Genomic DNA, 25,374 nt, shown 5'->3' on the forward strand with positions numbered 1-25,374 from the left:
TTCCTGGGCTATCCCCAATAGAACACGTATCTCAACGTTGAGAGGAAAGCATATGGGTAGATCGCATATGCGCAGGGTTCTCAGTGCGGCTTCCACGTCGATCCTCGCTCTTGTGCTAGCAGGTATTGCACCATCTGCAGCACAGGCAGCTCCGACGCCGGCACAGCCACTGACTATCCCTGCTGTTTCGCACTACACCTCGGATGCGACATCGTGGTCGCTGAATCCGAGTGGAAAAATCATTCTTGGCGGAGACGCCATAACCACTGATGGGCAGACTTTCGCACAAGAAATCGGCAACATCCTCAAGAAAGACGCAATGAGCGTCACCCGTGATGGTGCTCCCGCTGCCGGTGACATTGTTATTCAAACTGGCGATGTCGCAGGGGTGAACGGGCCAGAAGGCTACTCCATCCAGGTTCGCGACGGTGCGCTCGTCATCACCGGCAAAAGCGCTGTTGGTGCCTGGTGGGGCACCCGTACCGTCTTGCAGATCATCCGCGGGGCAACGGCTCAACCGGCCACCTTTGCCGGAACAATTACCGATGAGCCAGCCTATGGCGAACGTTTGGTCATGATTGACGTCGGCCGTAAGTACTTCACGCCAGACTTCATGAAACAACAGATCCGCCAAATGTCGTATTTGAAGCTCAACCGCCTCCAGCTCCACCTTTCCGAAGGTATCGGCTACCGTTTGGAATCCCAGGTAGCGAAGGAGGCTGTCAGCCCGCAGCACTGGACGAAAGCAGAGCTGGCAGAGATCCTCGCGGTGGCTAAGCAGTATCACGTTGAGGTCATCCCCGATGTTGATACGCCCGGGCACATGGATAACCTGCTCAAGGCCCATCCAGAGTGGGCATTGACTGTCAACGGGAAGAAATCCACAGGAAAGCTTGACCTCGCGGTGCCGGAAGCTCGGCAGTTTGCCAAGGATTTACTGGCAGAAGTTATTGATATGTTCCCCGATTCCAAGGTGGTACATATCGGCGGTGACGAATACCTGCCGGCTCCTTGGGAAGAAAGCGCGGGCAATGCCATCAACAACCAGAGCGCCCCGAGCCTGGTGAAATACGCCAACGAGGGGGTTGCGGGCGGCAATCTGGGAGTCAATGACGCCTACGCCAAGTACATGAACGAAATCGGCGATCTGGTGCGCAGCAAGGGCAAGGTCGCGCGGATGTGGAACGACGACGTGTACCCCAAGGGCACGACGATTCAAGTCAGCCGCGAAACCGAGTTGAGCCAGTGGATTCGCTGGAATGCCAGCAAGCCCAACACCTCGGATTATGTGGATGCCGGTTTCAAAGTCGTCAACGCCAACGGTGATTATCTGTACTACATTCTGACGAATGCGGGCGGCTCTGATGACGGATTGGGAACCGGTCCGAATAAGAATCCGCAGGCGATTTACGAACGGTGGACTCCGCGTACTTTCATGGGGGCGGCCGGTAACGGCGGTGATTACATCCTGCCTGACGGCAAGCCGATGCTGGGCGCGCACCTATCCATCTGGTGTGATAACGCCGACGCGCAAAGCGAGCAGAAGATTGCGGAGCGGTTCCCAGAGTGGATGCGGGCCTTCTCGCAGTCAACCTGGGGATCGCCGAAGATGCGCACCTTGCAGGCGGATTTTGAACGCGATGTTGCCCGTCGGGTGGGCAATGCTCCGCTCCCACAGGCCGGTGCAGATTCAGGTGCCGATGCGAATACGCTGCCTGGTCCGGGTCTGCCTGCCGTCTATCCGGGTTTGCGCGAGTACCAGCCGGTAGCGGGCGCGACCCCGTGGACGATCACCGATGCGACCCGCATCATCATCACCTCGGAAGAACTCCGCGCTGATGCGAAGCTGGTATCACGTGAAATCGCAGTTATTCGCGGAACGAATCCACCGGAAATCGTGGTGGGAACGCCGCAAGACGCGGGCGAACACGACATTGTGTTGAATAAGCAGGCAGATAACGGCATCCCGAATCCGGAGGGATACGTCCTGGATACTCGGGCTAAGGGAGCGGTTATTACGGGCACGACGACCGATGGTGTGTTCTACGGTACGCGCACGTTACTGCAGTCAATTCAGAGTTCCGGTGGCGCACAGAACGCCCTGGTGCGGGATTGGCCAGAAGTGAAGGAGCGCTCTTTCCATATTGACGCAGCGCGCAAGTACTATTCGCCGGATTTCTTCAACCAGTTGATTCCGCAGTTGGCGTGGCGCAAGGTCAATACCCTGCAGTATCACTTCTCAGAGAATGAGGGATTCCGCTTAGAATCCACTCAACATCCGGAGATTGTGTCGGCTCAGCACCTGACGAAGGATCAACTTGCGGAGATCATTGAGTTGGCCACGATGTATCACATTGAGGTCATTCCGGCTTTGGATATGCCGGGGCATTTGCGTCAGGTATTAGGTGCCCATCCGGATTTGCGTTTATCGGATAGCCAGGAGGGGCGCAATGGTTTGAACTATGCCAAGCCGGAGTCGCGTCAGTTGATGAAGGATCTATTGGCTGAGTATGCGCCGTTGTTCCCGTCAAATAAGTGGCATTTGGGTGCGGATGAGTTCATTGATTTTGCCGCTGCGCAGAGCAAGAACACCTATCCGGATTTGATCTCCTATGCCAAGGACGTCACGGGCAAGCAGGACGCCACCATTGCTGATGGTTTCACGTATTTCATCAATGACATGATTGATTACCTGGGCACGCTCGGTAAGAGCGATGTTCGGGTGTGGAATGACGGCTTCTACCGTTCGGATATTAACCAGACGGTTCAGCTATCTCCGAAGGCAACAGTGGATTACTGGACGGCATGGGATCGGCACATGTCTCCGTTGGAGACTTTTGTGCAAAAGGGTCACAAGGTCGTGAACTTTAACGATAAGTACATGTACTACGTGCTGTACTATCCAGGTGGGGCATACCATGATCGCCCGCAACCAAAGGCGATCTGGAACGAATACCATCCGGGCGTATTCCCGCGTCATGCCCGTGGTTTTGCGCAGACGTATGAGCGTCCGTATCCGCAGTGGCTGCTCGGTGGCTCCTTTGCGATCTGGTCCGATAATGAGCGGATGGAAACCGAAGAGCAGGTGTTGGCGAATTCGACGCCGCTGGTAGATGCCTTTGCGGGTCGGGCGTGGGCGCCGGAGGATAAGCGCGATCACTCCACCTACACTTCGAATATTCGATCCAGTGGTCGGGCGCCAATTTTGCCGAAGGAAGTTAAGGTGAAACTGGAATCGGCCTTGCAGGCGGATCCAGCGGCCGGAGCGGTTGCGGCGAAGTCGCCAATTAGCTATACCGCTACGACGACGAATAAGACAACGGTTCCTGTTGAGACGACGGTCAGCATCAACACCCAAGCTACGGCGGGGCAGTTAATGGCTGATGGGGTGACAGCTCAGATTCTCGATGAGAATGGCAAGCCGGTGATGAACCAGGCACGCAATGTGGCCGCAGCTAGCGAAGGGTCGAGTGTAACTGCGTCGGGAACGGAAGAGATTAGCCCTGGCGTCCCGTCAAGCTTTACCCCAGATAAGGCAACGGATGGGGATACGACGGGTGGTTCTCGCTGGTCCTCGCTCTACGATGACAATTCCTGGATTCAGGTGACTTTCGCGCAGCCGCAAACCCTGGATAAGGTGCGCTTGGCCTGGCAGGAAGCCTGTGCTCCGACTTATGAGGTGATGGTTAAGCTCAATGACGGTCAGTGGAAGTCTTTGGGTAAGAATACGATTACCTGCCCGTCGGGCAAGTCGGAAGTGTTGTGGACGGAACATCCAGTTAGTGCCGATGTCACTGGCGGTCAGACGGTGACGGCTGTGAAGATGCAGGCCAGTAGTCGAGTGGCTATCGGCGGTACGAAGTATGGCGTTTCCCTGTGGGAGATTCAGGCGCTGACGCCGGCAACGCCGGTACAGGTTCCGGCTCCGACGGTGGAAAATGGCGTCATTACCTGGAAGGGGACGCTGGCTCCACGTCAACATGTGGCCCTGAAGTGGGCGGGGGCGGCTCCGGCTGCTCCGGCACGCGGGCAGAATCCGGCTTCGGCAACGGTGACGCTCAATGCCTCCGGAACGGCAATGGGATTTGCTGGTACGGCTGCGGAGCAGTCGGTCACTCATACGGTTGCTCCGGCGAAGTTCTCGGTGACGCCGCATGGGACGGATACTCTGAAGGTGAATCAGAACCAGGAGTTCCAGGTGGATGTGCATAATGCTGTGCCGGATACCGACGCAGTGTTCCAGCTACATTCTGATGTGACGGATCTGGGAACGGTGCGGATTGCTTCGGCTGAGGAGACGGTGACCTTGCGTGTGCCGTGTTCGGTTGAGGCGGGTGAACACCGTCTGGTGGTAAGCAATGGTGATGCGACGGCTGAGTTGCCGGTGACGGTGGCGGCAGATCCGGCGGCGTGCGGGGTCTATCGTCCGACGGTGACGGTTCCGGCGGAGCCAGTTGCACCTGGAAGTAAGGTGGCGATTACGGCTGCTGGTTTCGCGCCGCAAGAGGCGGTGGCTTTGGAGATCGTGCGCATTACTGATCCGGCGACGGGCGCGGGGGATGTGGTTGCTGGTCCGTTGACCATCACTGCGGATGCCTCTGGTGCTTTTGCTACGACGATGGATCTGGTGAAGGATCTTCCGGCTGGGTCATACACGGTACGTGCAACGGGTAGCGTCTCTAAGACTCCTGCGGTTGCGACGTTAACGGTGGTGGCGCTCTCGCCAACGCCGTCGCCGGAGCCAACTAATCCGAGTGTTCCCGGTAAACCGGATGTGCCTGCTAAGCCAGGCGTTCCAGTCAAGCCTGGGATGCCGAGTAAGCAGGGGCTGTCGCATACGGGCATGCAGGCGGGCGGAATTATGCTGCTCGCGGGTATGAGCGTGCTGTGTGGTGCGGTACTGCTCGGAGTGCGGCGAGTACGCCGAGAGAGCTGAGGTGCAGGTTCTTCATACGCAATCTCCGTGCTGCCGCTAGCGGTGGCGCTGCGAGATAGCTCGATGTGAACGTCTGCCCCGCCATCATGGATGGCGGGGCAGACGTCTTTCTTTTAGTCTTTTCTTTCTTACTTCTCCGTTGTTCTCGTTTCTCACTCTTGAGCTAAGTATTTTTTCACAGTATTCACGGGTGAAATATTCGTCGGTAATTTTGGCTAAAAACCAGGGTTTTACGGGGGTGTGCTAAGAAAATCCGACAGGTTAGCGACACTATTGCAGTGAAATAACATCAAACTTTCGTTGCGTAATTAGAAAAACTTGGGATACCCTAACTTTGCAGAATTAGTCGATGTGTCAGTGGAAGGAATAATATGACACGCGCCAAAAGAGCCATTATTGCGCTGTTTGCGGTGTTGGGACTCCTTGTTCCCGGGCTAGCCGTTACCTCGCCAGCACATGCTGAAGGTGCGCCAAGCCTCACCGCAACTGTTGCCCCGCGCAGTGGCGGAACCGTCACGATCACCGGCAATGGATTTAGCACAAAATCTCCGGGAATCTACGTCGGGCTTGCTGCCAATGCGCAAGGAAAAACCTTCTATCAGTACTTCACTGCTATGGATGACGAGTCGATGAAGAAAGTCAAGTACGTTCTTCCGCCCTCCGACTCTCCGGCTGCAGGTAAGTACTACCTCAAAGCGGATGGTTCTTTTGAACTGACCTTCGATATTCCCGCATTCGCCGAGGGAACGACCTACACCATCCTGACCTCGAAAGCGCATGGCATGGGAGCGCAAGATCCCTCGCAAAATGCCTCGGTGGATATTGCATACGAGCCAGCTCCGGCTCCCACCCCCGATCCGGCGCCAACTCCAGATCCGAAACCAGATCCGCAGCCCAAACCAGATCCCGCACCTGAGCCTGCACCGGCGCAGCCAACGGTTAGCGCCAGCGTGGCCCCCTATGCTGGCGGAAAAGTCACCGTCACGGGTAAAGGTTTTGCTACCAGTGGTCCGGGAATCTACGTCGGTATCGCCACTAACGCCGCAGGAAAGGCCTTCTACGAGTACTTCAAGATGGGTAGCGATGAGATGAAAAAGATCATCTATCTGCGCCCACCGACGGATTCTCCGGCGGAAGGTAAGTACTACCTCAAAGCCGATGGCTCATTCGAAGTGACGATGGAGGTTCCGGCCTACGCAGAAGGAAAGAAACTCACCGTTTTGACCTCCAAGGCGCATGGCATGGGCATGATGGATAAGTCGCAAAATGCTGCGGCTGATATTACCTATGAGCCAGCTCCGGCTCCCACCCCCGATCCAAGCCCGAAGCCTGAGCCGAAACCGGAACCCAAACCCGAGCCGACGCCACAACCAGCAACTAAGCCGAGTGTGACGGTAACGGAAGTCTCGGAGGATGGCGGCACAATCACCGTCACAGGCAAAGGATTCTCTGCGCAAAAGCCAGGCATTTACGTCGGGTTAGCAGAAAATGCGCAAGGAAAGAGCTTCTACGAGTACTTCACCACGATGGATCCCAATGCGAGCAACGTATTCTGGGTCAATCCAGGAATTACCGCACGCCAAGGGCAGATGATCCCGTTAAATCCTGACGGCACATTTACTGCGACCTTTACCGTGCCAGCAAAGAAAGACGGCGTAGAATTCACGATTCTTACCTCCAAAGCGCACGGAAAGGGCGTGCAGGATCCCTCCCAAAATACCGCGACTCCGGTGGTCTATCGGGCTGGCCTCAAACCGCAGCCCGCACCGGATCCAGCTCCAGCACCTACCCCGCAACCGGCTCCGGCGCCGCAGCCCGCGCCAGCTCCGGCTCCTGAGGCTCCCGCTCCGGCGAAGCAATGCGAGGTGGACCGCACCAAGACTCGGGTGACGGCTGGTTCGCTGGATTGGGGCGTGCGCTCCTCGTTCGTTAACTACGTTCGCGGTTCAATCGCCAACGGCACGATGGAAACCTCCGGTGGGGTGACGTGGACCGGATCAACCCTGGTGTGGTCAGCGCGCAGTGGCTCCTACGATCTGAATGCAGGCACTGGTACGCTCAACTACTCTGGCACAGTCCATTTCACTGGTCACAAAGGCGTTTTGGATATGACGATCTCGAACCCTTCGCTCGTCATCAACGGAAATTCCGCCGCGCTATACGCGACGGTTTCCTCCTCGGATATGTCTGGCAATCGGACGGATCACGGTCGGGTTCACTTTGCTAACGTCGTGCTCTCCGGAAAGAAAGCAGGCTACAGCTCGCTGAGTTTCTCAACAGCGTCAGTGACCTTGACGTCAGCAGGTGCGGCTGCCTTCGCTGGTTTCTACTCGGCTGGCGAAGAACTCAATGCGATGTCCTCCTCCGTCTCTCTGACTCCGAACAATGCCTGCGATCCGGTGACGGGTGAGCACACATTCTACGACGGGTCAGGAAAGCTCACCTACACGGGTGCGGCAGTGCCTGCCACCGCTGGCGTGGCCTTGGCGCTGTCTCTCCTGGGTGCGCTCCTCCTGGTCGTGCGGCGTCGGGAAATGACGGCATAAATATCAGCGAAAAACCATATATGTGAGCGGAAAACTCGCAATAAAACCCTAATGGTGTGGGATGAATGCAAATCTGTAGCGCGTTCATCCCACACCATGATGACGAGGAACAATGAAAAAACTGCGTGCATTCAGCCTCGCGCTCGGGGCCTCCTTCACTCTGCTGTTGACCGGATGTGGAGCAGACCCCACGTCGCCTCCAGCCTCTGATAACAAAACCTCCACCAGCACGTCAGATGGCACATCAACACAAGCGCAGGCCGCAGAATCAGGTAAATCCTCGCTACCTGATCCAGCACGCCTCACCGGAATAAGCCAGGTAGCAGATATTGGCGATCCCGTCCCCATTGAGGGGAGTTTCGCCCAAAAACTTCCGGTGACGCTCACCGATTACGAGCACAATTCCGTCACGGTATCCGATACCTCGCGTATTCTGGCCCTCGATATTAACGGCACATTATCGCGTACCGTCATTGCGCTGGGATATGGCGATCGGCTCGTCGGGCGCACAGTATCCTCAACGGAAAAGGCATTGCAGAGCCTCCCCGTCGTGACAGAAAATGGCCACTCCATCAATACTGAAGCCATTATTGCGCTGAATCCGACCGTAATCTTGGCAGATAGATCTGTTGGCCCGCCAGAATCTCTCGACCAACTGCGGGCTATGGGAATTCCCGTCGTATTAGTTGATCCGGCACGTTCCATCTCTCATACTCGCACCCTGATTGAAACAGTGGCGCACGCATTAGGAGCTGACGAGGCTGGGAAAGCCCTCGCGCAACGCACAGAGTCAGAGATTGCCAGCGCACAAGAGCAGATTGCTCAGTGGACGCCAGCTCAGCCGCTCGGTATTGCGTTCTTGTATGTGCGCGGGACGGCAGGAATCTTCTTCATCCTTGGTTCGGAGGATGGGGCCGGGGAACTCATTACCCATGTGGGTGGGCGTGACGTTGCGAGCGAACACGGGATTACCTCGGTGGCTCCCGCCAATGCGGAAGCCTTAGTGGCGTTAAATCCGCAGGTCATCTTCGTGATGAAGAATGGTTTGGAATCCACTGACGGATTAACTGGTTTATTGGCCCGCCCAGGAGTGGCACAGACGCGCGCTGGGGAACATCAGCGTGTGGTAGTGATCCCTGACGGAATATCGCTCGCCTTTGGCCCGCAAACGGGTGAGATTCTGTTGGCAGTGGCTCGGGCGCTTTATGGGGTCGATGAAGCGCAGTGAGTGTTTATCAGCTATTTCATCGCCGATCGCATACCTCACCGGCTAAGGGCTCGCCTGCGGCACAAACATCTGGGGTGAAACATCTGCACGAACAGCAGCTTTCGGCTCAGCAGCCGCAGAAAGAACAGTGCCAGTGTGCGCGCCCGGGGTGTAATTCGCGCCGTGGCGGGCTTCGTGCCCGCACCCGCCGTCGCGTATTGACTTTTATTGTTCTCATCGTCGCGCTTATCGGAGCGGTCGTGCTATCGGCGTCAATTGGGCAATACGAGATTGCAATCCCGGACGTCATTCGTGGGTTCTTTTCGCATTTCGGTATTGGTGGTGAGCCGGCAGACGCTAACGCTACCCAGGTGCTGTGGAAGATCCGATTCCCGCGGATTGCTCTTGGTTTGCTGGTCGGAGCTGCATTGGCCGTATCTGGCGCTATTATGCAAGCTATTTTCTCTAATCCGCTTGCCGAGCCGGGCATCATCGGGGTGTCATCGGGCTGCGCCGTGGGGGCGTCGATAGCTATTGTGGTATTCCCTTACGCACTCGGCGGATTTGCGGTGCCCTTGGCGGCTTTCTGTTCCGGGCTTATCGCTTCTGCGGCCGTGTATCTGTTATCGCGTTCTGGCGGTCGGGCTGACGTCATCACCTTAGTACTGACGGGAATTGCAGTAACTGCCGTATGTTCGGCGTTGACGTCAATCGCAACGTACGTTGCCCCCACGACGGCTCGTGATCAAATCGTGTTTTGGCAAATGGGATCGCTTAATGGGGCAAGCTGGGCACATGTGCTAACAGTTGCGATCATTACGGGGATTGGCCTGCTCGGTGCCATAAGCATGGCGTGGAAACTCGATACGTTGGCGCTTGGTGAAAAAGCTGCTGGGCACGTAGGAGTCTCAGTTCATGCAGTGCGAGTATGCGCTATCGGGATAACAGCATTAATGACGGCGGCGGCAGTGTCATACGCTGGAGTGATTGCTTTCGTCGGGCTGATCGTTCCGCACGTTCTGCGTCTACTTATTGGACCTATGAACAAATACCTCTTGCCGGGGGCACTGCTCGGCGGGGCGCTGCTTATCACGCTTTCTGATTTGGCAGCTCGCACCGTGATCCCGTTTGCCGATCTGCCGATTGGAATTTTTACTGCGCTGGTAGGGGGTCCAACGTTTTTCATCCTGCTGCGCCGTGGCATGAGAGGAATGCGTCGTGGCTGATACTGATACTCCCACTCGTACTGATACCGGCGCGATAGACCCTGGTGAAGTGCTGATTACCTGCCATGATATTTCCTTTTGTTACGGGCAGCGGCCAATTCTGAGCCAGGTCAGCGTGGATGTGCGAGCTGGTGAAGTGGTGGGCTTGCTTGGGCCGAACGGGACAGGAAAATCCACGCTGTTGGGGGTGTTGGCCGGAGATCTGCGGCCCGCTAGCGGCACGGTATCCCTGTGTGGGCGTTCGTTGGCGGAATATGATCGTCGGAGTTTGGCACAAAAGCGGTCAGTCATGCCGCAATCAAGCGATTTTCCGTTCTCGTATTTAGTACACGATATTGTGTACATGGGTCGCTCGTGTTGGCCGCGCGATACTGAGCGTGACGAGCAGATGGTCGGTCGCGCTATCGAATGTACCGATGTGGAACATCTCGTCGATCGGGATGTCACGCAACTATCTGGCGGAGAAAAATCACGAGTCACACTCGCCCGCGTCATTGCCCAAGACGCCCACGTCGTTTTTCTGGATGAACCGACGGCTGCCTTAGATATTGCCCATCAAGAGCGAACGATGGAGTTATGCACCCAGCTTGCTAGTAAGGGATGTGGGGTTATCGCGGTGATGCATGATTTGCAGTTGGCAGCGGCCTACTGTGATCGCATTGCGGTGATGAGCGCAGGGAAAGTCGTTGCTTTTGGTCCGCCGAGCGAGGTTTTATCTCCAGATCTTCTCACTGAGGTGTACGGATGGCCGATTCGGGTGAGTGAAGTGGACGGCGAGATAGTGATTATTCCGGAACGCAAAGGAGTGCGAAAGTGACAGCAACAGCAATTTCTGCTCAAGGAATTCGCACCACCCGATTCGTAATGGCCTTGCGTCTGGGCTATGCCCTCTGGGTGGGGGCAACGTTATGTGCGCTGGCACCGCAGGTTTTTCGCCCAAGTTCTCACGGCTGGATCATGCCTGCGATATTCGCGATTCTTGCCGGAATATGCGCCTATGGTGAATTGGTTGTCGGTGGGCGTGGGGCGCGGGCGGAAGAAAAATATTTGCGCCGACGGATCCTTCGTCGGTTATATGAGACTGGACCGAGCCCAGACGATGCGCCGGATCGCGATGCGCACGTCGTTACTTTGATGACGGATAATGCTGAGCGCGTCACGGAATATCTCCAGGTGTATCGCGGAGCAACACAGGCAGCGCTAGCTATTCCGGTGTTAACGATCGCCTATATTGCGATTGCTATTGATCCGCTTATCGGGCTGGCAATGCTTGTGCTTGTACCCTTCGTGCCTGGATGTGTACTGGGCTTTTTGCGGCTATTTAGAGGGACTTCAGCTCATTCCCGACGCCAACGTGCAGCGCTCATGGCCCGTTATATTGACGCGATTCGCCACCTGGTGATGATCCGGCTATTGGGCGCCGGCCGTCGGGTAGAAGACGAATTACGAGAGGCAGGGGAACGCAATCGCAAAGCCATTATGAAACTGTTGGCGGGCAATCAGATCGTCATTATTGTGCTCGATGGGGTATTTTCCCTTATTTTGATCTGTGCTGTGGCTGCTCTAGCGGTGTGGCGGCATAGCTCTGGGGCGATAACGATGAGCCAGGCATTGACGGTGGCACTGTTAACGTTTTTACTGATCGAACCGCTACAGCAGGTGGCAGGGTTCTTCTATATCGGAATGGGCGGTAAAGCGGCCCAGCGGGCGATCAATCGCTACCTATTCTCGGCGGATTCGGCTACGTTGGGGCGGCACGCACGCCGTGGCAAGAATGAGCATGGTGGGCACGATCAGGGTAATGGGCATTCCCAGCATAGCGCGCGTAGTGCACATCGCGGGCGTGACCAGCGCGAGGAGCAGAGCCAAGAACGTGGCGAACATAGCCGATCCCACGCGCATAGCCAATATGGCGAGCGTAGTGAAAACCACGAGCAGACTTACCGCGCCGAGCGCTCGCAACACAGCAGCCAGGCGCCACAGAGCTCTCAAAATTCGGATAAGGATCAGGGCCGATACGTCGGCAAAACGCAATATGACGCGCAAGTCGAAGCTGAAGGGCATCCGCAACGCGCGCAAACTGCCACTCGGTCGGATACTCCGGTTCAACGCACGCGATCTGCTTGCTCTGAGGCCCAGAACGCCGAATCCAATCCGACCTGCACCAAAATGCAACTACCGGCAGCCCTACCAGAGCGCAGTGGGGTACGCGTGAGCCGCGCTTGCCCAAATAAAGCGATTATCCATCTCGAAGATTTATGCCACGACTATGGGCGAGGCCCGGTACTACGCAACCTCAATCTCACGGTGTACCCGGGTGATCGTATCGCTGTGACCGGGCGTTCTGGTTCGGGAAAGACGACCCTCTTATCCCTCATTGCGGGAGTGCTGCCGCTGCAACAGGGTGCTTTGAATATCGCCGGTTATGAAGCGGCGACGACGGATCTTTCCCGCCTGCGAGCCTGCTCAGCCGTGGTATCCCAACGCACCTGGCTGTTCACCGGAACAATTGCGGATAATCTGCGGATGGCTTGCCCACAGGCGACTGAGGAGCAGATGTGGCAGGCTCTGGAGAAAGCCTATGTGGCACATGATGTGCGAGCGATGCCCGCTGGATTAGAGACGGATTTAGGTGAGGGTGGGGCGTTGATCTCTGGGGGTCAGGCGCAACGACTCTCCTTGGCGCGGGCTTTTCTCTCCCAGCGTCGGCTGATCCTCTTCGACGAGCCAACCTCGCATGTTGATATGGATTCAGAGCAGCATATTCTCCGTGCTATAACGCAGATTGGTCCGGAATATACCTGTATTTTTATTACCCATCGCCCAAGTCTGCTGCAGTTAAGCAACCGGCAATGGCATCTGGCTGATGGGCATGTGACGGAGGAACAGCGATGAATGGGCCGACGAAGAATCAACCGGCAACGGATCAGTCAACTAAAGATCAGCTAACTAAAGATCAGCTAACTAAAGATCAACGAATGACGGATCAGCCGACGGCGCATCGCCCCACAGCACATCACCTGGCAGCAAACCAGGCCTCACCTGCCCAGGCAGTTTCAGCCGTTGCTCAACCAGTGACAGCGCAATCGATGCCAGCCCAGCCAGTAAATGAGCAGCCAACGGCAGATCGGCTAACGATGCCCCAGCCAACCGCGCCTCAGCCAGCGATAACGCAATCAAAGCTGGCTGAGGCGGCAAGGAACAACTCGGCGGCTGCCTCCTGCCAGGATTCGGCAGCCGATTTTGCGCTGCGCGCCGCCACATCAACCACTGCATCGGCCGCTACATCAACCGTAGTGACGACGCCGCAACTGATCCGATGGTTAACCTCCATCACTCGTCCGGTTCACAAACCCTTGTTTTTCTCGGCCTTTATGCGGATAGTCAACCTCAGCCTTGAGATAAGCCTCTTTGCCATGATGGGGGCAGGGGTGGTGGCACTTTTCTATGGTGCTGCTTCGCCGATCATCTTCCTGGGATTAGTGCTTATCGCGCTGGCAAAAGCTGTGGCCTACTATTTAGAGCAGTTCTCTGGGCATTACGTTGCCTTCAAAGCCTTGGAATTATTGCGAACCCACGTTTTTGCAACCCTGTGGCCGAAAGCTCCGGCGATCGTCTACCGCTCTCGCTCCGGTGATATTTTGGCGTCCCTGACCCGAGACGTCGATCGTATTGAAGTGTTCTATGCTCATACTTTCGCTCCGTTGGTTGCAGCATACGTCGTGCCACCGTTGGCCTTACTCGTCACTGGCCTATGGATCGGTTGGGATATTGTGATAATCCCAGCCCTATGTGTAATGCTCTCGCTCAGCCTGGTTCCTTATGTGGGAACTCGCCGAGCCTTAGCCGCGACGGCCGATACTATCCGCACTCGGCGGGTCCTATCCCACCACGTTTCGGATTCCATTTTCGGCAAAGAAGAAGTTGTCGGATATGGTCGAGCAGATGATCGCGCGGCCGAGATGGCAAAAATTGACGACGAAGTTGCCCGCACAGCAGCGATTTCCCGCCGTATCCTCGCTTCACGTCGGGCAGTAAATATTATGTTGATGCTGTTCGCAGCGATCTCTATCCCCGCCGTTGGCCACTATTCACCAATTGTGACGGCAGGCATGGTTGCGGGGGCTTTGCGGCTGTTTGAAGGGCCGCGCGGAGTAGAAGATGCCGTCGGCTATCTCGATCATTCCTTTGCCGCAGCGCGCCGCCTGTGGGATATTAGCCACGCCCCAATACGTGTTGGTGATGGTTCGCAAGAATTAGTGCAGAATTCTGCCCCGACGGTGGCATGGAATAACGTCTCCTATCAATATGAAACCGCCAGCGGGCAGCCAGGTTTTGAGCTACGCGAGGTATCTATCGTCGCTCCAGCAGGGAAACACACGGTGTTCTTAGGGGCTTCCGGCTCTGGAAAATCAACATGCGTGCAACTATTGGCGCGGTATGACGATCCTGATACCGGAAATATCACTGTGGACGGCATCCCAATTACCGAATACACCCTGGATTCCTTGCGCACTGGCGTCGTCATCGTCTCCCAATATAATGAACTGCTCAACTGTTCGATTCGGGAGAATCTCCTGCTTGCCGTGCCGCAGGCAACCGAGGAGCAGATGTGGCAGGCCTTGAGTATCGCCGCCCTCGATACCGATATTCGCGATATGCCGCAAGGGCTGGATACACCAGTGGGGAATAATGGCGCGGCGCTGTCTGGAGGTCAAGCACAACGGCTATGTTTGGCGCGGGCGTTACTGATGAAACCTAGGGTGCTTGTTCTTGATGAGTTCACCGCGCATGTTAATGTCGAACTGGAACGCGATATTCGTCGAGCCTTGGCGCAAGCGGATGTGGAGATGACGCTTATTGAGATCACACATCGTCGTGATTCCATCGCAGACTGTGATCATGTGGTGCTCTTTGACGCGGGGAGCGTGCGGGCGCAGGGATCGGCGCAACAGATTCGTGCCATGTTTTCGTGAGGTGGTCAAAAGGTGTACGTCGCGCAGCAACATCAGCTTGACGAGGAGCGTGCTTGGCAGCTTGTTTGCCAGCTCGGAGTCGGCCAGTTTGTGAGCCTTGCCTCTGGGCAATTCGATGCGAGCCTATTGCCCTTTAACGTAGTTCGTGACGGGGAGCGCGCCATGCTCCAAGCGCATGTGAATCGGGTGAATCCACAGTGGCGCAGCCCAGGGGCGGCGATGGTGATTGTGACTGGCCCGCAGGCCCATATCGCAGGAACGGATCTTCCGGCAGAAAAACCAGAGGCGAAAATGCCCGTCGTTCCCACCTGGAATTACATCACGGTACATCTGCACGGGCATTTCACTATCCATGACGATCCGGCATGGAAACGGGAACACCTGGCGCGACTAGTGGCGACACATGAAGATACCTGGCGGCCTGAGACGCACTCAAACTATCAGCGAATCAACAATGCCTTGAATGCCCTCGTCGGTATTGAGTTCGAGGTGGAGAAAATCGCAGGTAAGGCAAAACTTGGGCAAAATATGGCGGCGATGGAGATCCGAGATACGGCACAACGCCTGCGCGCTCGCGATCCCCTGGCCGCTCCGGTTGCAGATGCAATGGAGGAGATTGCCGTGCCCTGGGCGCTGGCTCGGGAAGCACGAGTGGAAAATGCTCGGCAGGCCGGGCGCTCAACGCTACCTATCGCCCTACCCGATGTGGAGTTTTAGCGTTAATAACCTTAGCGCGGTATTTTCGTATTTTCGTTCGCAGTGTTTGCAGTCGTGCAGAGTTTAGACTCATAGTGCTTCGAAACTCTTATGTTTTGAGCATCTTGCGTCTATAAGGTTCTTGAGGGTGTGCTGATTCTAAGCGGCGTGTGCTGCTTAGGCTCATATTGTTCCTAGGTTTATATGCCCGTAGTGTTTTCTCTTATGTTGTTTTGGCGCTCTTGTGCGGGTAATGCTCCTTAGCGTTGGTTGCGTAAGTGAGTGCAGCAATCCTGATAATTCTCGGCAGGCTTAGGCAGATACCCAATAAACTAGAGGTGAGCTGGGTTGTATCGGCGCATCTGTGCCTTTTCCGCTGAAGGGCGTAGCGTTCGGCTATCGCACTGCGGGATGTTCGCAGGAGCAGTAACGGCGGGTATGTCTCGGCTCGTGCTAATTTGTATTGCCGCAGATAGGCGTGGTGTGGCAGGTAGCCGCGCTGGATCTTGGCAAGATACCTGCAGTTAGGGGGGGGAATCATGGACGTACTCGCGCAGATCATCATGGCATTGACCTTGGTCTTAATGCTGATCGGAAAAACTCCGCTCTACTCAACAGCTATTGTGGGGGCAACGCTATCGGCGCTGGTTTACGGTCTGCCAATCCGTGGCGATTCCGACGTTGCTATCGTCAATCTTGTTGCCGGCGGATTGAATCCGGTTATCGCCGATATGGCTGGCGTTCTTATCTTCATTGGAGCGATGGAATACGCCGGTTTCCTGCACGTCCTCGTTAAGGCGATGATCCGCGTCGGCAATCGAATCGGTGGTGGGCCAGGGGTTGCCACGATGGGTGGCATTGGGGCTGGCATCATCGGCGGCTTTACCGGCTTTACTCAACCGGCAATCACGGCAGTGGTGACTGGCCCGGCTTCCGTCCGGCTTGGTGCTGATCCGAATCAGAGCGCGGGGACGCATGCTCATGCTGGGCACCTAGGTAATTTCGCGGGTTTCACGCATCCGACCTTGCTCGCGGTTATGGCTCTCGTCGGCATTAAATTTGGGGCGATTAACGTCGTGGGGCTGGTGACGGGGCTATCTATTTTTGCGGTGTCCTTTATTCGGATGCGCCGGTCAGTGCGCAAGTCTGGGGCACAGATTCCCGCTGAGGATCGCGCTCAGGCGATGGGGGATTTTCAGCGTGTTGACGGGGAAAAGTCCGTCTGGTTTGTGCTGCTGCCTTTCGTGTTGTTAGTTATAGGATTCTCGCTGGGCTATCCGGTTTTCCTAGTCGGTTTCCTGGTGTCGATTTTGGTGATGGTCATGGGGCGGTGCCATCCGGTTGCTGCCGAAGCGGCCATGCTTGACTCCGCCAAACGCATTGCTGTTCCCTTGGTCGCGACCGTGGGATTTTTGTATATGTCGAGCGTTATTGACGCTATCGGTATAACAGATCTCTTGTCTGACTGGTTTAAGCCGCTATTTATAGCTATGCCGATTATGTCTATTGCCATTATTTCTGCGTTGGCGGGGCTGCTCACACAGTCGAATTCTGCGTCGGCTGCCATTATTTTGCCGACGGTGCGTTTGATGATGGCGATGAACGGGGTGGCTATCAGCATTAGCCCCTTAGCTCTTGCTGTGGCGGCGTGTGGACCGGCGGCGATCATGCAGTTCTTCTTAACGGGTGGTCCGGTGGCGGCATTGGCAACCACGATTCCCGTTGTGCCTGGGTCGGATTTGCGTCGTGCTAATCGTTTCCAGCGTCCGGCTCAGCTATTTGGGCTGGTAGTGGTTGTTGTGATTGCACTGCTGATTAATCATTTTGCCTAAGTGGAAGATTGCGCGAGGCTGCTAGCTGGCGAGTTGCGCTGGGCAGGTTTTCTGAGTGGGAGTGCCGTTGCGCTGGCTTAGCTGTTGCGTGCATTGTGGTAGTCGCAATGGCGTGTGCTCTGTGGCTGTGCATTTTCTGGGCAGCCACAGAGCGATCTGCTAAAAATAGCTGCCTATGTTGCATTTGAAAGTTATTAGTTCGCGTGAAAGCTAGCTGAGGTGCGCAGCAAAACGTGTGAATCGGATTGTGTACATGCCGCATTGTGCTATCAGTTGCGCTTATATATCAGCCTTTCCCCAAGCTAAGGCAGCCGCCATTGCTTCGGCGGCTTTCAATCCGGTGCCAGTTAAGACGACGACGGTTTGTTCGGAGCTGGTAATGACGCCGCTATCGCGCAATATCTCGGTTGCTGCATAGGCGAGGGCACTCGTCGGTTCAGCAAATATTCCTCGGGAAACGAGGTATTGAGTTGCTCGGGCAATCTGCTCATCGCTGACGCTTACGCCGTGCCCACCGCTGCGGCGTACCACCTCGGCAACCTGTGCGCCGCGCACCGGGCGAGTGATGGAGGCCCCCTCTGCCAGCCGTGCCGGTTTTTCAATGTTGCTTGGCGGCGGAGTTGTGCCGTTAGCCAGGTGAACGATTGGGTCGAATCCGAGGGGTTGTCCGACGAAAATTCGCGGCGATTTAGTTATTTGCCCAGCCTGGCGCAGTTCGGTGAAAGCGAGGTCAAGACCGAGCGCGATAGAGCCAGATCCGGCGACGGTGACGATATTATCGGGCAGTGTAAAGGCAAGTGATTCCCAGATCTCATATCCGATGGTTTTGATGCCGTGTAGGAAGTAGGGATTCCAGTTGTGGCTGGCGTATGGGATCTGTTGGGCTAGCGTGACGGCGGCGGCGGAGACGTCATCGCGCGATCCTGAGATGAGCTCAACTGTGGCGCCGAATGAGCGAATTTGGGAGATCTTATGGGATGAGGTGTGGGCTGGTGCGAGGATGGTTGCCTGCATGCCGGCGGCTCGCGCGTAGGCGGCAACGGATGATCCAGCATTGCCGGAGCTGTCTTCGAGGACTCGCTGCGCGCCTAAGGCTTTGAGCTGGGAGATCATCATGGCGACGCCGCGATCTTTGAAAGATGACGTGGGGTTGAGCCATTCGAGTTTCCCTAGTGTGCCGCAGGAATCGAGTTCGACGAGGGGTGTGCAGCCTTCGCCTAGGCTGACTCGATCAGAATGTGGGATAGGCAAGGTGGCGGCGTATCGCCACATGGAAAATTCGGTGGTGACGATATCGGCTGGTGTTAATCCGGATTGGGCGGGAAGCCACAGGGGGGAGCCATCGGCGGCTCGCCAGGTGAGCAGGTCGGCGCGGGCAGGATATGCGGAAGCGGAATCGTCGTTCATAGCTCACAGCGTAGCGGGTAATCCTCCGGTCTAGGACCAAGTTAGCCAATATCTGAGGAGAACTATCGGTAGAATTGATCTGAATGTGCGCGATCGTGCACGTCAGGACTACAGAAGGAAGAACATGGTGTACAAGTTAGTCCTCGTCCGTCACGGCGAGAGCGTGTGGAATGCCAAAAACCTCTTCACCGGCTGGGTTGACGTCCCGTTGTCGGAGAAGGGCACTGGAGAGGCGGTTCGTGCTGGCGGTCTGCTGAAAGACGCTGGGGTGACGCCGGAGATTTTGCACACCTCGCTGCTGCGTCGGGCGATTATGACGGCGAACCTTGCGTTGGATGCTGCTGATTTGCACTGGATTCCGGTCAAGCGTAGCTGGCGGCTCAACGAGCGTCACTATGGCGCGTTGCAGGGCAAGAATAAGAAGGAAATCCGCGATGAGTACGGCGAGGAGCAGTTCATGCAGTGGCGTCGCTCCTACGATGTGCCACCGCCGCCGATTGAGAAGGGTTCGGAGTTCTCCCAGGATGCGGAGCCACGGTATGCTGGCGAGCCGATTCCGGATACGGAATGTTTGAAAGATGTGTTGGAGCGTCTGCTGCCGTACTGGGAAGAGGCAATTGTTCCGGATCTGAAGACGGGCAAGACGGTTATGATCGCTGCGCATGGTAACTCGCTGCGGGCGATTGTTAAGCATCTTGATGAGATTTCCGACGATGAGATCTCAGGGTTGAATATTCCTACGGGTATTCCGCTCTACTATGAGCTGTGCGAGGAAACGCTCAAGCCGCTGACGAAGGGCGGCACGTACCTTGATCCAGAGGCAGCGAAGGCTGCGATTGAGGCAGTGGCAAACCAAGGAAAGTAATTTTCTGTTGAGGTGAACCCGAAGTGGGGTGGCGTTGTGGCGCCGCCCCACTTTTTGCTGTTTTGTATCAAAGCGGTGTGCCATATCAAGCAAATTGTCAAAATCTCTTGTGGTCTGCGAGTGGGCGTATTATTGTTTTACGTAAGCGCTTACGGAAATGGAACACCGGGCAATATGGCGGCATACCGTTCGCGTTAGGACAGATAACAATGGAGTTAGGAGAACTGTTATGGCGAAAAAGTTTCGCTCGCAGTTAGTGGCAACCGGCGCGATTGCAGGCATCACACTGCTCGGGCTGACGGCGTGCTCGGATTCAGGATCGTCAGAGGGTGGATCTGGCGGCAGTGAAGGCTCAGGAAACCTTGTGATGTGGACGCGCGCTCCGCTCGAATCGCAGGGCAAGCACGCAGTTGAGGCATACAACGCCGCGCACGATAAGAAGATTCAGTTGGAAATCTTGCCGAACGATGATGTTGAAGGCAAGGTTGGCGCAGCAGTTCAGACGGATTCCCTCCCGTGCCTCCTCGCCGGTGATGTGGTGCGTATCCCGTACTGGACGGAACAAGGAATCTTCACCGACTTGACCGATCGTATTGACGGGCTAGAGAACGTTAAGGATCTGCAGGCTGGTCACATTGCGGCAGGCACGATCGACGGCAAGAAGCACACGCTTCCCTTCGTGACGGATATTTCCGTCATGGTATGGAACAAGAACCTCTACAAGGAAGCCGGGCTTGATCCGGAAAAGGGCCCGACGACGATGGATGAATTCGTCCAGCAGGCACAGGCTATCGCAAAGCTGAACAAGGAAGGCGTTTCGGGTAGCTACTTGGCTGGTCAGTCCGGTGGCGCGCTAGTGTTCACCCTGTTCCCGACGATTTGGGGCTCCGGTGCGGAAGTGCTCTCGGAAGATGGCAGCAAGGCGCTGTTGGATTCCCCAGAATCGGCAGAACTGCTCAAGGCATACCGGACCCTCGCTGAGACTCCGAACGGTTTGGGCGCTGGCTCGCGCGAAGAGACCGGCGCAACCTGGACGGCCCCCTTCCAGGAAGGCAAGGTTGGTGTCATGCCGTACCCGTTCACCACGGCAACCGGCTTGTTCGCCAACAAAGACTTCGAAATCGGCGTTGCTCCGATCCCTGGTCTGAAGGGCGGGCAGTCCACCTTCCTCGGTGGCGATGCTATCGGCATCACCTCCTCGTGCAAGGACGTTGACGGCGCATGGGATTTCATGGCATGGCTGATGACGGAAGACGCCCAGAAGGAAGTCTTTGTGAAGAACAATGACACCGCTGGCAACATCAAGGTTCTCGAATCGGCATACGGCAGCGCAGATCCGCGTACCATCATCGCCAATGGTGTGGTCAAGGATGGTCGCACGCCGGTGGCTCGTAACTTCAACGAAGCCTTCAATGCTCCGGGAAGCCCCTGGCAGCTATTGATCCAGAACGCCGTATGGGGAGACGCAGGAGCTCTCAAGGCGGATAATGAAGCAATCACCAAGATTCTCGGGCAGTAATGCACCACACTGGCGGGGAGCGCAATTAAGTGGCGCTCCCCGCCAGTCGCTCACATCCCTCGGTCAATGAGGAGAAGTACAATCACCATGTCATCACATACTCAATCGACTGCGCACTCGGCCGCTGAGCCGTCGGTGCGTCGCGCACGCAACATTAGGCGGCGCCGCAGTTCTGGAGAAGCTGCTCGCGGGTGGTCCTTCCTGACGCCGACGCTGCTCCTCATTGTCTTATTCTTCCTAGTTCCCATCGTCCTCGTCATCGTCATGTCAACGATGAAATGGACGCTATTAGGTGGCAACTTAGGAACGAATTTTCCGGAGAACTTCATTAAGGTTTTTGAAGAACCACTGCTGAAAGACGCAGCAATCTTCACCTTGAAATACACCATCATCACCACCCTGATTCTCATGCCTTTGGCTCTGCTTCTGGCAATGTTTTTGCAGGATTCCTACCGCTGGAATAACGTGGTGCGAACGGCCATCTTGCTGCCTTCAGCCTTGGGCATCGCCTCCTCGTCATTGCTGTTCTACGCGCTGTACTCCCCGCAAGTAGGGCCGCTAAAGAAATTCTTGGGCTTCTTTGGTTTTGACTCGGATACGGCCTCTGTGCTCGGCACACCAAACGGTGCTCTATGGGGAACAGTGTTCCTGATCGTCTGGCGTTTTACCGGCTATTACATGCTGCTGACGATGGTTGGCTTGCAGGCCATCCCAGGTGACGTCTACGAAGCGGCACGAGTTGACGGGGCAAATCGATGGCAGCAATTCCGTTCGATTACCCTGCCGCTTCTGCGCCCAACCTTGGCGATGACCTGGATTATGTCCATCACTGGCTCGCTGCTTGCTTTCGACCAGTTCTACATCTTGACCAAAGGTGGGCCGAATAACTCGACGGTCAGTATCGTCCAGCTCATTTTCAAATACGCATTCGAAACGAAGAAAGACCTCGGCATGGCGGCGGCACTATCCGTTATCGTCCTGCTTGCCCTGGTAGTGATTAACTTCTTCCAGCTCAAGGCGATGGGAGTGGATAAGGATGACTAACTCGGCACAAGTGGCTCCCACTCAAAACAGCCTCCCGCTCGGGCGTCGGATCGAACATATCGGGCGTATCATTCTCGGGATTTTGCTTATCGTAACCTTCATATCCCCGCTAGTATGGGCAGCCGTAAATTCCATCTCTCCAAATCCTGGAACGGCACAAACTGAGGGATACGGCCTAAATAACTATCAGACCTTAGTCAACTACAACCTGGGAATCTGGACGTATCTGCGCAACTCGCTCATCGTCTCCCTCGTTGCAGTGGTCGCGACGGTCATTGCAACCGCAACAGGCGGCTACGCCTTTGCCCGCTTCCGCTTCAAGGGGCGCAACTTCGCATTCATGCTCGTCCTGTCGGTCATGATGGTGCCTTACGCAGCCTTGCTCATTCCGCTCTTGGTGTGGATGAAGCAAATGGGCATGCAGAACTCCTTGATCGGTGTCGGCTTGGTGCTGGGTCTATTCCAGCTACCTTTCGGTACGTTCATGATGCGTAACGCATTCGCGGCTATTCCGCGGGAACTAGAAGAAGCAGCGCTGATTGACGGATGTAGTTCTTTGAGCGCCTTTGTGCGGGTTCTCTTGCCGGCGGTTCGCCCGTCAATGGTGTCCGTCGGTCTGCTGACCTTCCTCTTTGCCTGGAACGATTTTATGGTTTCGCTGTACCTGCTCGGCTCCGAGAAAGCACCACTGCCCTTGGCGATGGTCAATATGCGCCAACAGGTCATGGGCGTCATTGATTACGGCTTAACCACCGCCGGAGTGGTCGTATTGACCCTGCCTGCCATCTTCTTGTTCCTCTCGCTCCAGCGTTACTACGTCAAGGGCTTCACCTCCGGAGCAGTGAAAGGATAAAACATGTCTGCTCAGCCCGTACTCGCTCCCCAGCAGCAGGACGACTCCGTGCGTGAGTCGATTGTTGCGCCGGTCGTTCCTCGCGTTCCGACGGTTTTTCAGCCCGTTTCAGTGCGGGACGTCGAGATCAGCGGTGGGTTTTGGAAATATATGCAAGATCGCAACCATGAGGTGACGATCCCGCATATCTACCATTGGATCCATGAATTCGGCACGATGAGTAACTTCGATGCCGTGGCCGCTGGCAGTGATACGACGGAACATATCGGGCGTGAATTTGCCGATTCCGACGCCTATAAGGTGCTGGAGGCAATCCTGTGGGAAGCACATCGGGCAGATAGCGAGAAGTTACGCAACCAGGCTCGGGCGTTGGTGGAACGGATCTGGCCAGCCGTTGACGCTGATGGATACCTGCATACGCTGTACGGGCACGGCGGGCAGGCCCCTCGCTACTCCAATTTAGAGTGGGGGCATGAGCTATATTGCGCTGGCCATTTGGCACAAGCGGGAGTGGCGGCAGCGCGCACGGCTGCGGGTTGTGCATGCACCGCAGAGGCTGACGCGGATCTGTGCAGCTCTGATCTAGAGGGCTGCGATCCAGGCGAATCTGATCCAACTGGCACTTGGCAGCTCGCCACCCGAATTGCTGACCACGCCGTTCACCATTTTCTGCATGAGGATACCCGCAGTGTAGGTGGGCATCCCGTCGTAGAAACCGCCTTGGCAGAAATGTATCGAGTCAGTGGTCGGGAGGAATATTTACGCCTGGCGAAGGATCTCATTGACCGACGCGGGCGTGGCACTCTCCGCCCCATCGAATTCGGTCAATCCTATTTCCAGGACGAGACACCCGTGCGGGATATGGAGGTCCTAGAGGGGCACGCGGTGCGTGCTTTGTACCTGGCGGCCGGCGCGATTGACGTCGCAGTTGAAACCGGCGATGACGAATTGCTAGCCATCATTGAAAAGCAATTCAAACGCACCTGGGAACGCCGCACCTACATTACTGGCGGAATGGGCTCACACCATCAAGATGAGGCTTTTGGTGCAGATTGGGAGCTGCCGCCGGATCGTGCATATTGCGAAAGCTGCGCGGGAGTCGCGGCCATCATGGTGGCCTGGCGATTAATGCTGGCAACTGGCGATATGTCCTACGGCGATGTGATTGAGCGCGTACTGTTCAACATCATCCCGACCGCCATTTCCGAAAGCGGTGATCGCTTCTTCTACACCAATACCTTGCATCAGCGTGAACCGATCACGCCCGACGATAACGGCGGAGTGAGCGTGCGGGCGCTGACGAAAGGCCGTTCAGAATGGTTCGAAGTCTCGTGTTGCCCGCCAAACCTGGCACGTACAATCGCCCAGTTGGGCTGCTACACCGTCACGCATCGGGAAGACGAAGTGCAGATTCACCAGTATGCGGCAGGAACATACACCCTGCATACTGACGCCGGGCTGGTGCGCTTAGCAGTGGAGACGAATTATCCGAAGGAATCACGGGTGCGCGTGCGGGTCATTCAGGCACAGCGTCCAGTGAATATTCGTATTCGGGTGCCGCATTGGGCGGATAACGCTCGCGGATATGTGTTGCGTGGCGTCGGGCTGGATAGTTCGGTAGGGGAAATGTTGCTATCGGATTCCGAAGCGGGGCAGCCCCTAGCTGGGTGCAGTTCCTGGCTGTGTGAGGGTATGGCCGTCGGTGATGTGATCGATATGGATATGGCGATTCGCCCGCGGTTAAGCGTCGCTGATCCGCGAGTCGATGCTGTTCGCGGCTGTTATGCAGTGGAATATGGCCCGATGGTTATGTGCCTAGAATCAGTAGACCAAGATCCGCGTTATGATTTTGCTTCCTTGCGTATTGATCCTGGTAGTGAACTGCGGGTGAGCGATAGCGGTGAGGCAGTATGCGCTGCCGGCTATGCGGTTAACACCTCAACCCATCAATGGCCCTACTGTACAACTGGCGCTTCCTTGCAGACTGGTCAGAGAGATCAGCAGTTAGCGGATGAAAAAGCTAGGGAGCAATCGCGTTATCAGCGCGTTGATCTGCGCTTTATTCCGTACTACCAGTGGGGTAATCGAGGTGCGGCGACCATGCGTATTTGGGTGCCGGGAGATCAGGAATAATCTCGAATAATCGAGAATTGAGCAAACGTCTAGTGTAAATGCACAAATCCACGATCGGGTCGGAGTTAGCGCTATAATCAAACGCGACAGCATCCGGCCCGACGGTCGTGTCGCGGCCTCCTTACCGAATAGTG

15 protein-coding genes are annotated in these 25,374 nt (G+C 56.1%); 14 read left to right on the forward strand and 1 reads right to left on the reverse strand.

Annotated features, from left to right (window positions below; translation table 11 throughout):
• Positions 1-52: 52 nt before the first annotated feature.
• From ACLHIJ_RS00690 to ACLHIJ_RS00730, 9 genes are all read left to right on the forward strand, one after another.
• Entirely contained in the window at positions 53-4,936 is a 4,884-nt protein-coding gene (locus ACLHIJ_RS00690; protein ID WP_411298228.1) for a family 20 glycosylhydrolase, read from the forward strand.
• 371 nt (positions 4,937-5,307) lie between these two features.
• The gene (locus ACLHIJ_RS00695; RefSeq protein WP_411298229.1) at positions 5,308-7,482 is read left to right on the forward strand and encodes an HtaA domain-containing protein; all 2,175 of its coding nucleotides are present in this window, start codon (positions 5,308-5,310) and stop codon (positions 7,480-7,482) included.
• A gap of 112 nt (positions 7,483-7,594) precedes the next feature.
• Positions 7,595-8,710, forward strand: coding sequence for a hemin ABC transporter substrate-binding protein (locus tag ACLHIJ_RS00700; RefSeq protein ID WP_411298230.1), 1,116 nt, complete (start codon positions 7,595-7,597; stop codon positions 8,708-8,710).
• The gene (locus ACLHIJ_RS00705; RefSeq protein ID WP_411298231.1) at positions 8,707-9,915 is read left to right on the forward strand and encodes a FecCD family ABC transporter permease; all 1,209 of its coding nucleotides are present in this window, start codon (positions 8,707-8,709) and stop codon (positions 9,913-9,915) included. The genes ACLHIJ_RS00700 and ACLHIJ_RS00705 overlap by 4 nt, the downstream gene beginning before the upstream one ends.
• Positions 9,908-10,732, forward strand: coding sequence for a heme ABC transporter ATP-binding protein (locus tag ACLHIJ_RS00710; RefSeq protein WP_411296685.1), 825 nt, complete (start codon positions 9,908-9,910; stop codon positions 10,730-10,732). Before ACLHIJ_RS00705 ends, ACLHIJ_RS00710 begins: the two co-directional genes overlap by 8 nt.
• Positions 10,729-12,810 (forward strand): ATP-binding cassette domain-containing protein, encoded by a 2,082-nt coding sequence (locus tag ACLHIJ_RS00715; RefSeq protein ID WP_411298232.1) that lies wholly within the window; start codon positions 10,729-10,731, stop codon positions 12,808-12,810. Before ACLHIJ_RS00710 ends, ACLHIJ_RS00715 begins: the two co-directional genes overlap by 4 nt.
• Entirely contained in the window at positions 12,807-14,891 is a 2,085-nt protein-coding gene (locus ACLHIJ_RS00720) for an ATP-binding cassette domain-containing protein (RefSeq protein WP_411298233.1), read from the forward strand. Before ACLHIJ_RS00715 ends, ACLHIJ_RS00720 begins: the two co-directional genes overlap by 4 nt.
• Positions 14,892-14,903: 12 nt before the next feature.
• Positions 14,904-15,608: an FMN-binding negative transcriptional regulator gene (locus tag ACLHIJ_RS00725; protein WP_411298234.1), complete on the forward strand. Its 705-nt coding sequence runs from the start codon at positions 14,904-14,906 to the stop codon at positions 15,606-15,608.
• Between the two features lie 518 nt (positions 15,609-16,126).
• Positions 16,127-17,419: a hypothetical protein gene (locus ACLHIJ_RS00730; protein WP_411296689.1), complete on the forward strand. Its 1,293-nt coding sequence runs from the start codon at positions 16,127-16,129 to the stop codon at positions 17,417-17,419.
• Positions 17,420-17,698: 279 nt separating this feature from the next.
• Here ACLHIJ_RS00730 and ACLHIJ_RS00735 read toward each other — a convergent pair whose 3' ends face one another.
• On the reverse strand, positions 17,699-18,826 hold the full coding sequence (locus tag ACLHIJ_RS00735; protein WP_411298235.1) for a threonine synthase: 1,128 nt from the start codon (positions 18,824-18,826) through the stop codon (positions 17,699-17,701).
• Between the two features lie 124 nt (positions 18,827-18,950).
• Between ACLHIJ_RS00735 and ACLHIJ_RS00740 the strand changes: the two genes are divergently transcribed.
• The 5 genes from ACLHIJ_RS00740 (at position 18,951) to ACLHIJ_RS00760 (ending at position 25,240) form a co-directional block, all read left to right on the forward strand.
• Positions 18,951-19,691 carry a phosphoglyceromutase gene (locus ACLHIJ_RS00740; protein ID WP_411296691.1) on the forward strand — a complete coding sequence of 247 codons (741 nt, stop codon included), beginning with the start codon at positions 18,951-18,953 and terminating at the stop codon, positions 19,689-19,691.
• Positions 19,692-19,920: 229 nt separating this feature from the next.
• Positions 19,921-21,210, forward strand: coding sequence for an ABC transporter substrate-binding protein (locus tag ACLHIJ_RS00745; protein WP_411298236.1), 1,290 nt, complete (start codon positions 19,921-19,923; stop codon positions 21,208-21,210).
• An 87-nt stretch (positions 21,211-21,297) separates the two neighbouring features.
• On the forward strand, positions 21,298-22,254 hold the full coding sequence (locus ACLHIJ_RS00750) for a carbohydrate ABC transporter permease (protein WP_411296693.1): 957 nt from the start codon (positions 21,298-21,300) through the stop codon (positions 22,252-22,254).
• The gene (locus tag ACLHIJ_RS00755; protein ID WP_411296694.1) at positions 22,247-23,107 is read left to right on the forward strand and encodes a carbohydrate ABC transporter permease; all 861 of its coding nucleotides are present in this window, start codon (positions 22,247-22,249) and stop codon (positions 23,105-23,107) included. Before ACLHIJ_RS00750 ends, ACLHIJ_RS00755 begins: the two co-directional genes overlap by 8 nt.
• 3 nt (positions 23,108-23,110) lie before the next feature.
• On the forward strand, positions 23,111-25,240 hold the full coding sequence (locus ACLHIJ_RS00760; protein WP_411298237.1) for a glycoside hydrolase family 127 protein: 2,130 nt from the start codon (positions 23,111-23,113) through the stop codon (positions 25,238-25,240).
• The last annotated feature ends 134 nt before the right edge of the window (positions 25,241-25,374 follow it).

This window comes from Trueperella sp. LYQ141 (assembly GCF_046599555.1).
Classification (GTDB): domain Bacteria; phylum Actinomycetota; class Actinomycetes; order Actinomycetales; family Actinomycetaceae; genus Trueperella.

Coding starts and splice junctions, on each gene's coding strand:
- ACLHIJ_RS00730 (WP_411296689.1), top strand. CDS start 16,127: ATGGACGTACTCGCGCAGATCATCATGGCATTGACCTTGGTCTTAATG.
- ACLHIJ_RS00760 (WP_411298237.1), top strand. CDS start 23,111: ATGTCTGCTCAGCCCGTACTCGCTCCCCAGCAGCAGGACGACTCCGTG.
- ACLHIJ_RS00700 (WP_411298230.1), top strand. CDS start 7,595: ATGAAAAAACTGCGTGCATTCAGCCTCGCGCTCGGGGCCTCCTTCACT.
- ACLHIJ_RS00720 (WP_411298233.1), top strand. CDS start 12,807: ATGAATGGGCCGACGAAGAATCAACCGGCAACGGATCAGTCAACTAAA.
- ACLHIJ_RS00745 (WP_411298236.1), top strand. CDS start 19,921: ATGGCGAAAAAGTTTCGCTCGCAGTTAGTGGCAACCGGCGCGATTGCA.
- ACLHIJ_RS00735 (WP_411298235.1), bottom strand. CDS start 18,826: ATGAACGACGATTCCGCTTCCGCATATCCTGCCCGCGCCGACCTGCTC.
- ACLHIJ_RS00690 (WP_411298228.1), top strand. CDS start 53: ATGGGTAGATCGCATATGCGCAGGGTTCTCAGTGCGGCTTCCACGTCG.
- ACLHIJ_RS00750 (WP_411296693.1), top strand. CDS start 21,298: ATGTCATCACATACTCAATCGACTGCGCACTCGGCCGCTGAGCCGTCG.
- ACLHIJ_RS00695 (WP_411298229.1), top strand. CDS start 5,308: ATGACACGCGCCAAAAGAGCCATTATTGCGCTGTTTGCGGTGTTGGGA.
- ACLHIJ_RS00755 (WP_411296694.1), top strand. CDS start 22,247: ATGACTAACTCGGCACAAGTGGCTCCCACTCAAAACAGCCTCCCGCTC.
- ACLHIJ_RS00740 (WP_411296691.1), top strand. CDS start 18,951: ATGGTGTACAAGTTAGTCCTCGTCCGTCACGGCGAGAGCGTGTGGAAT.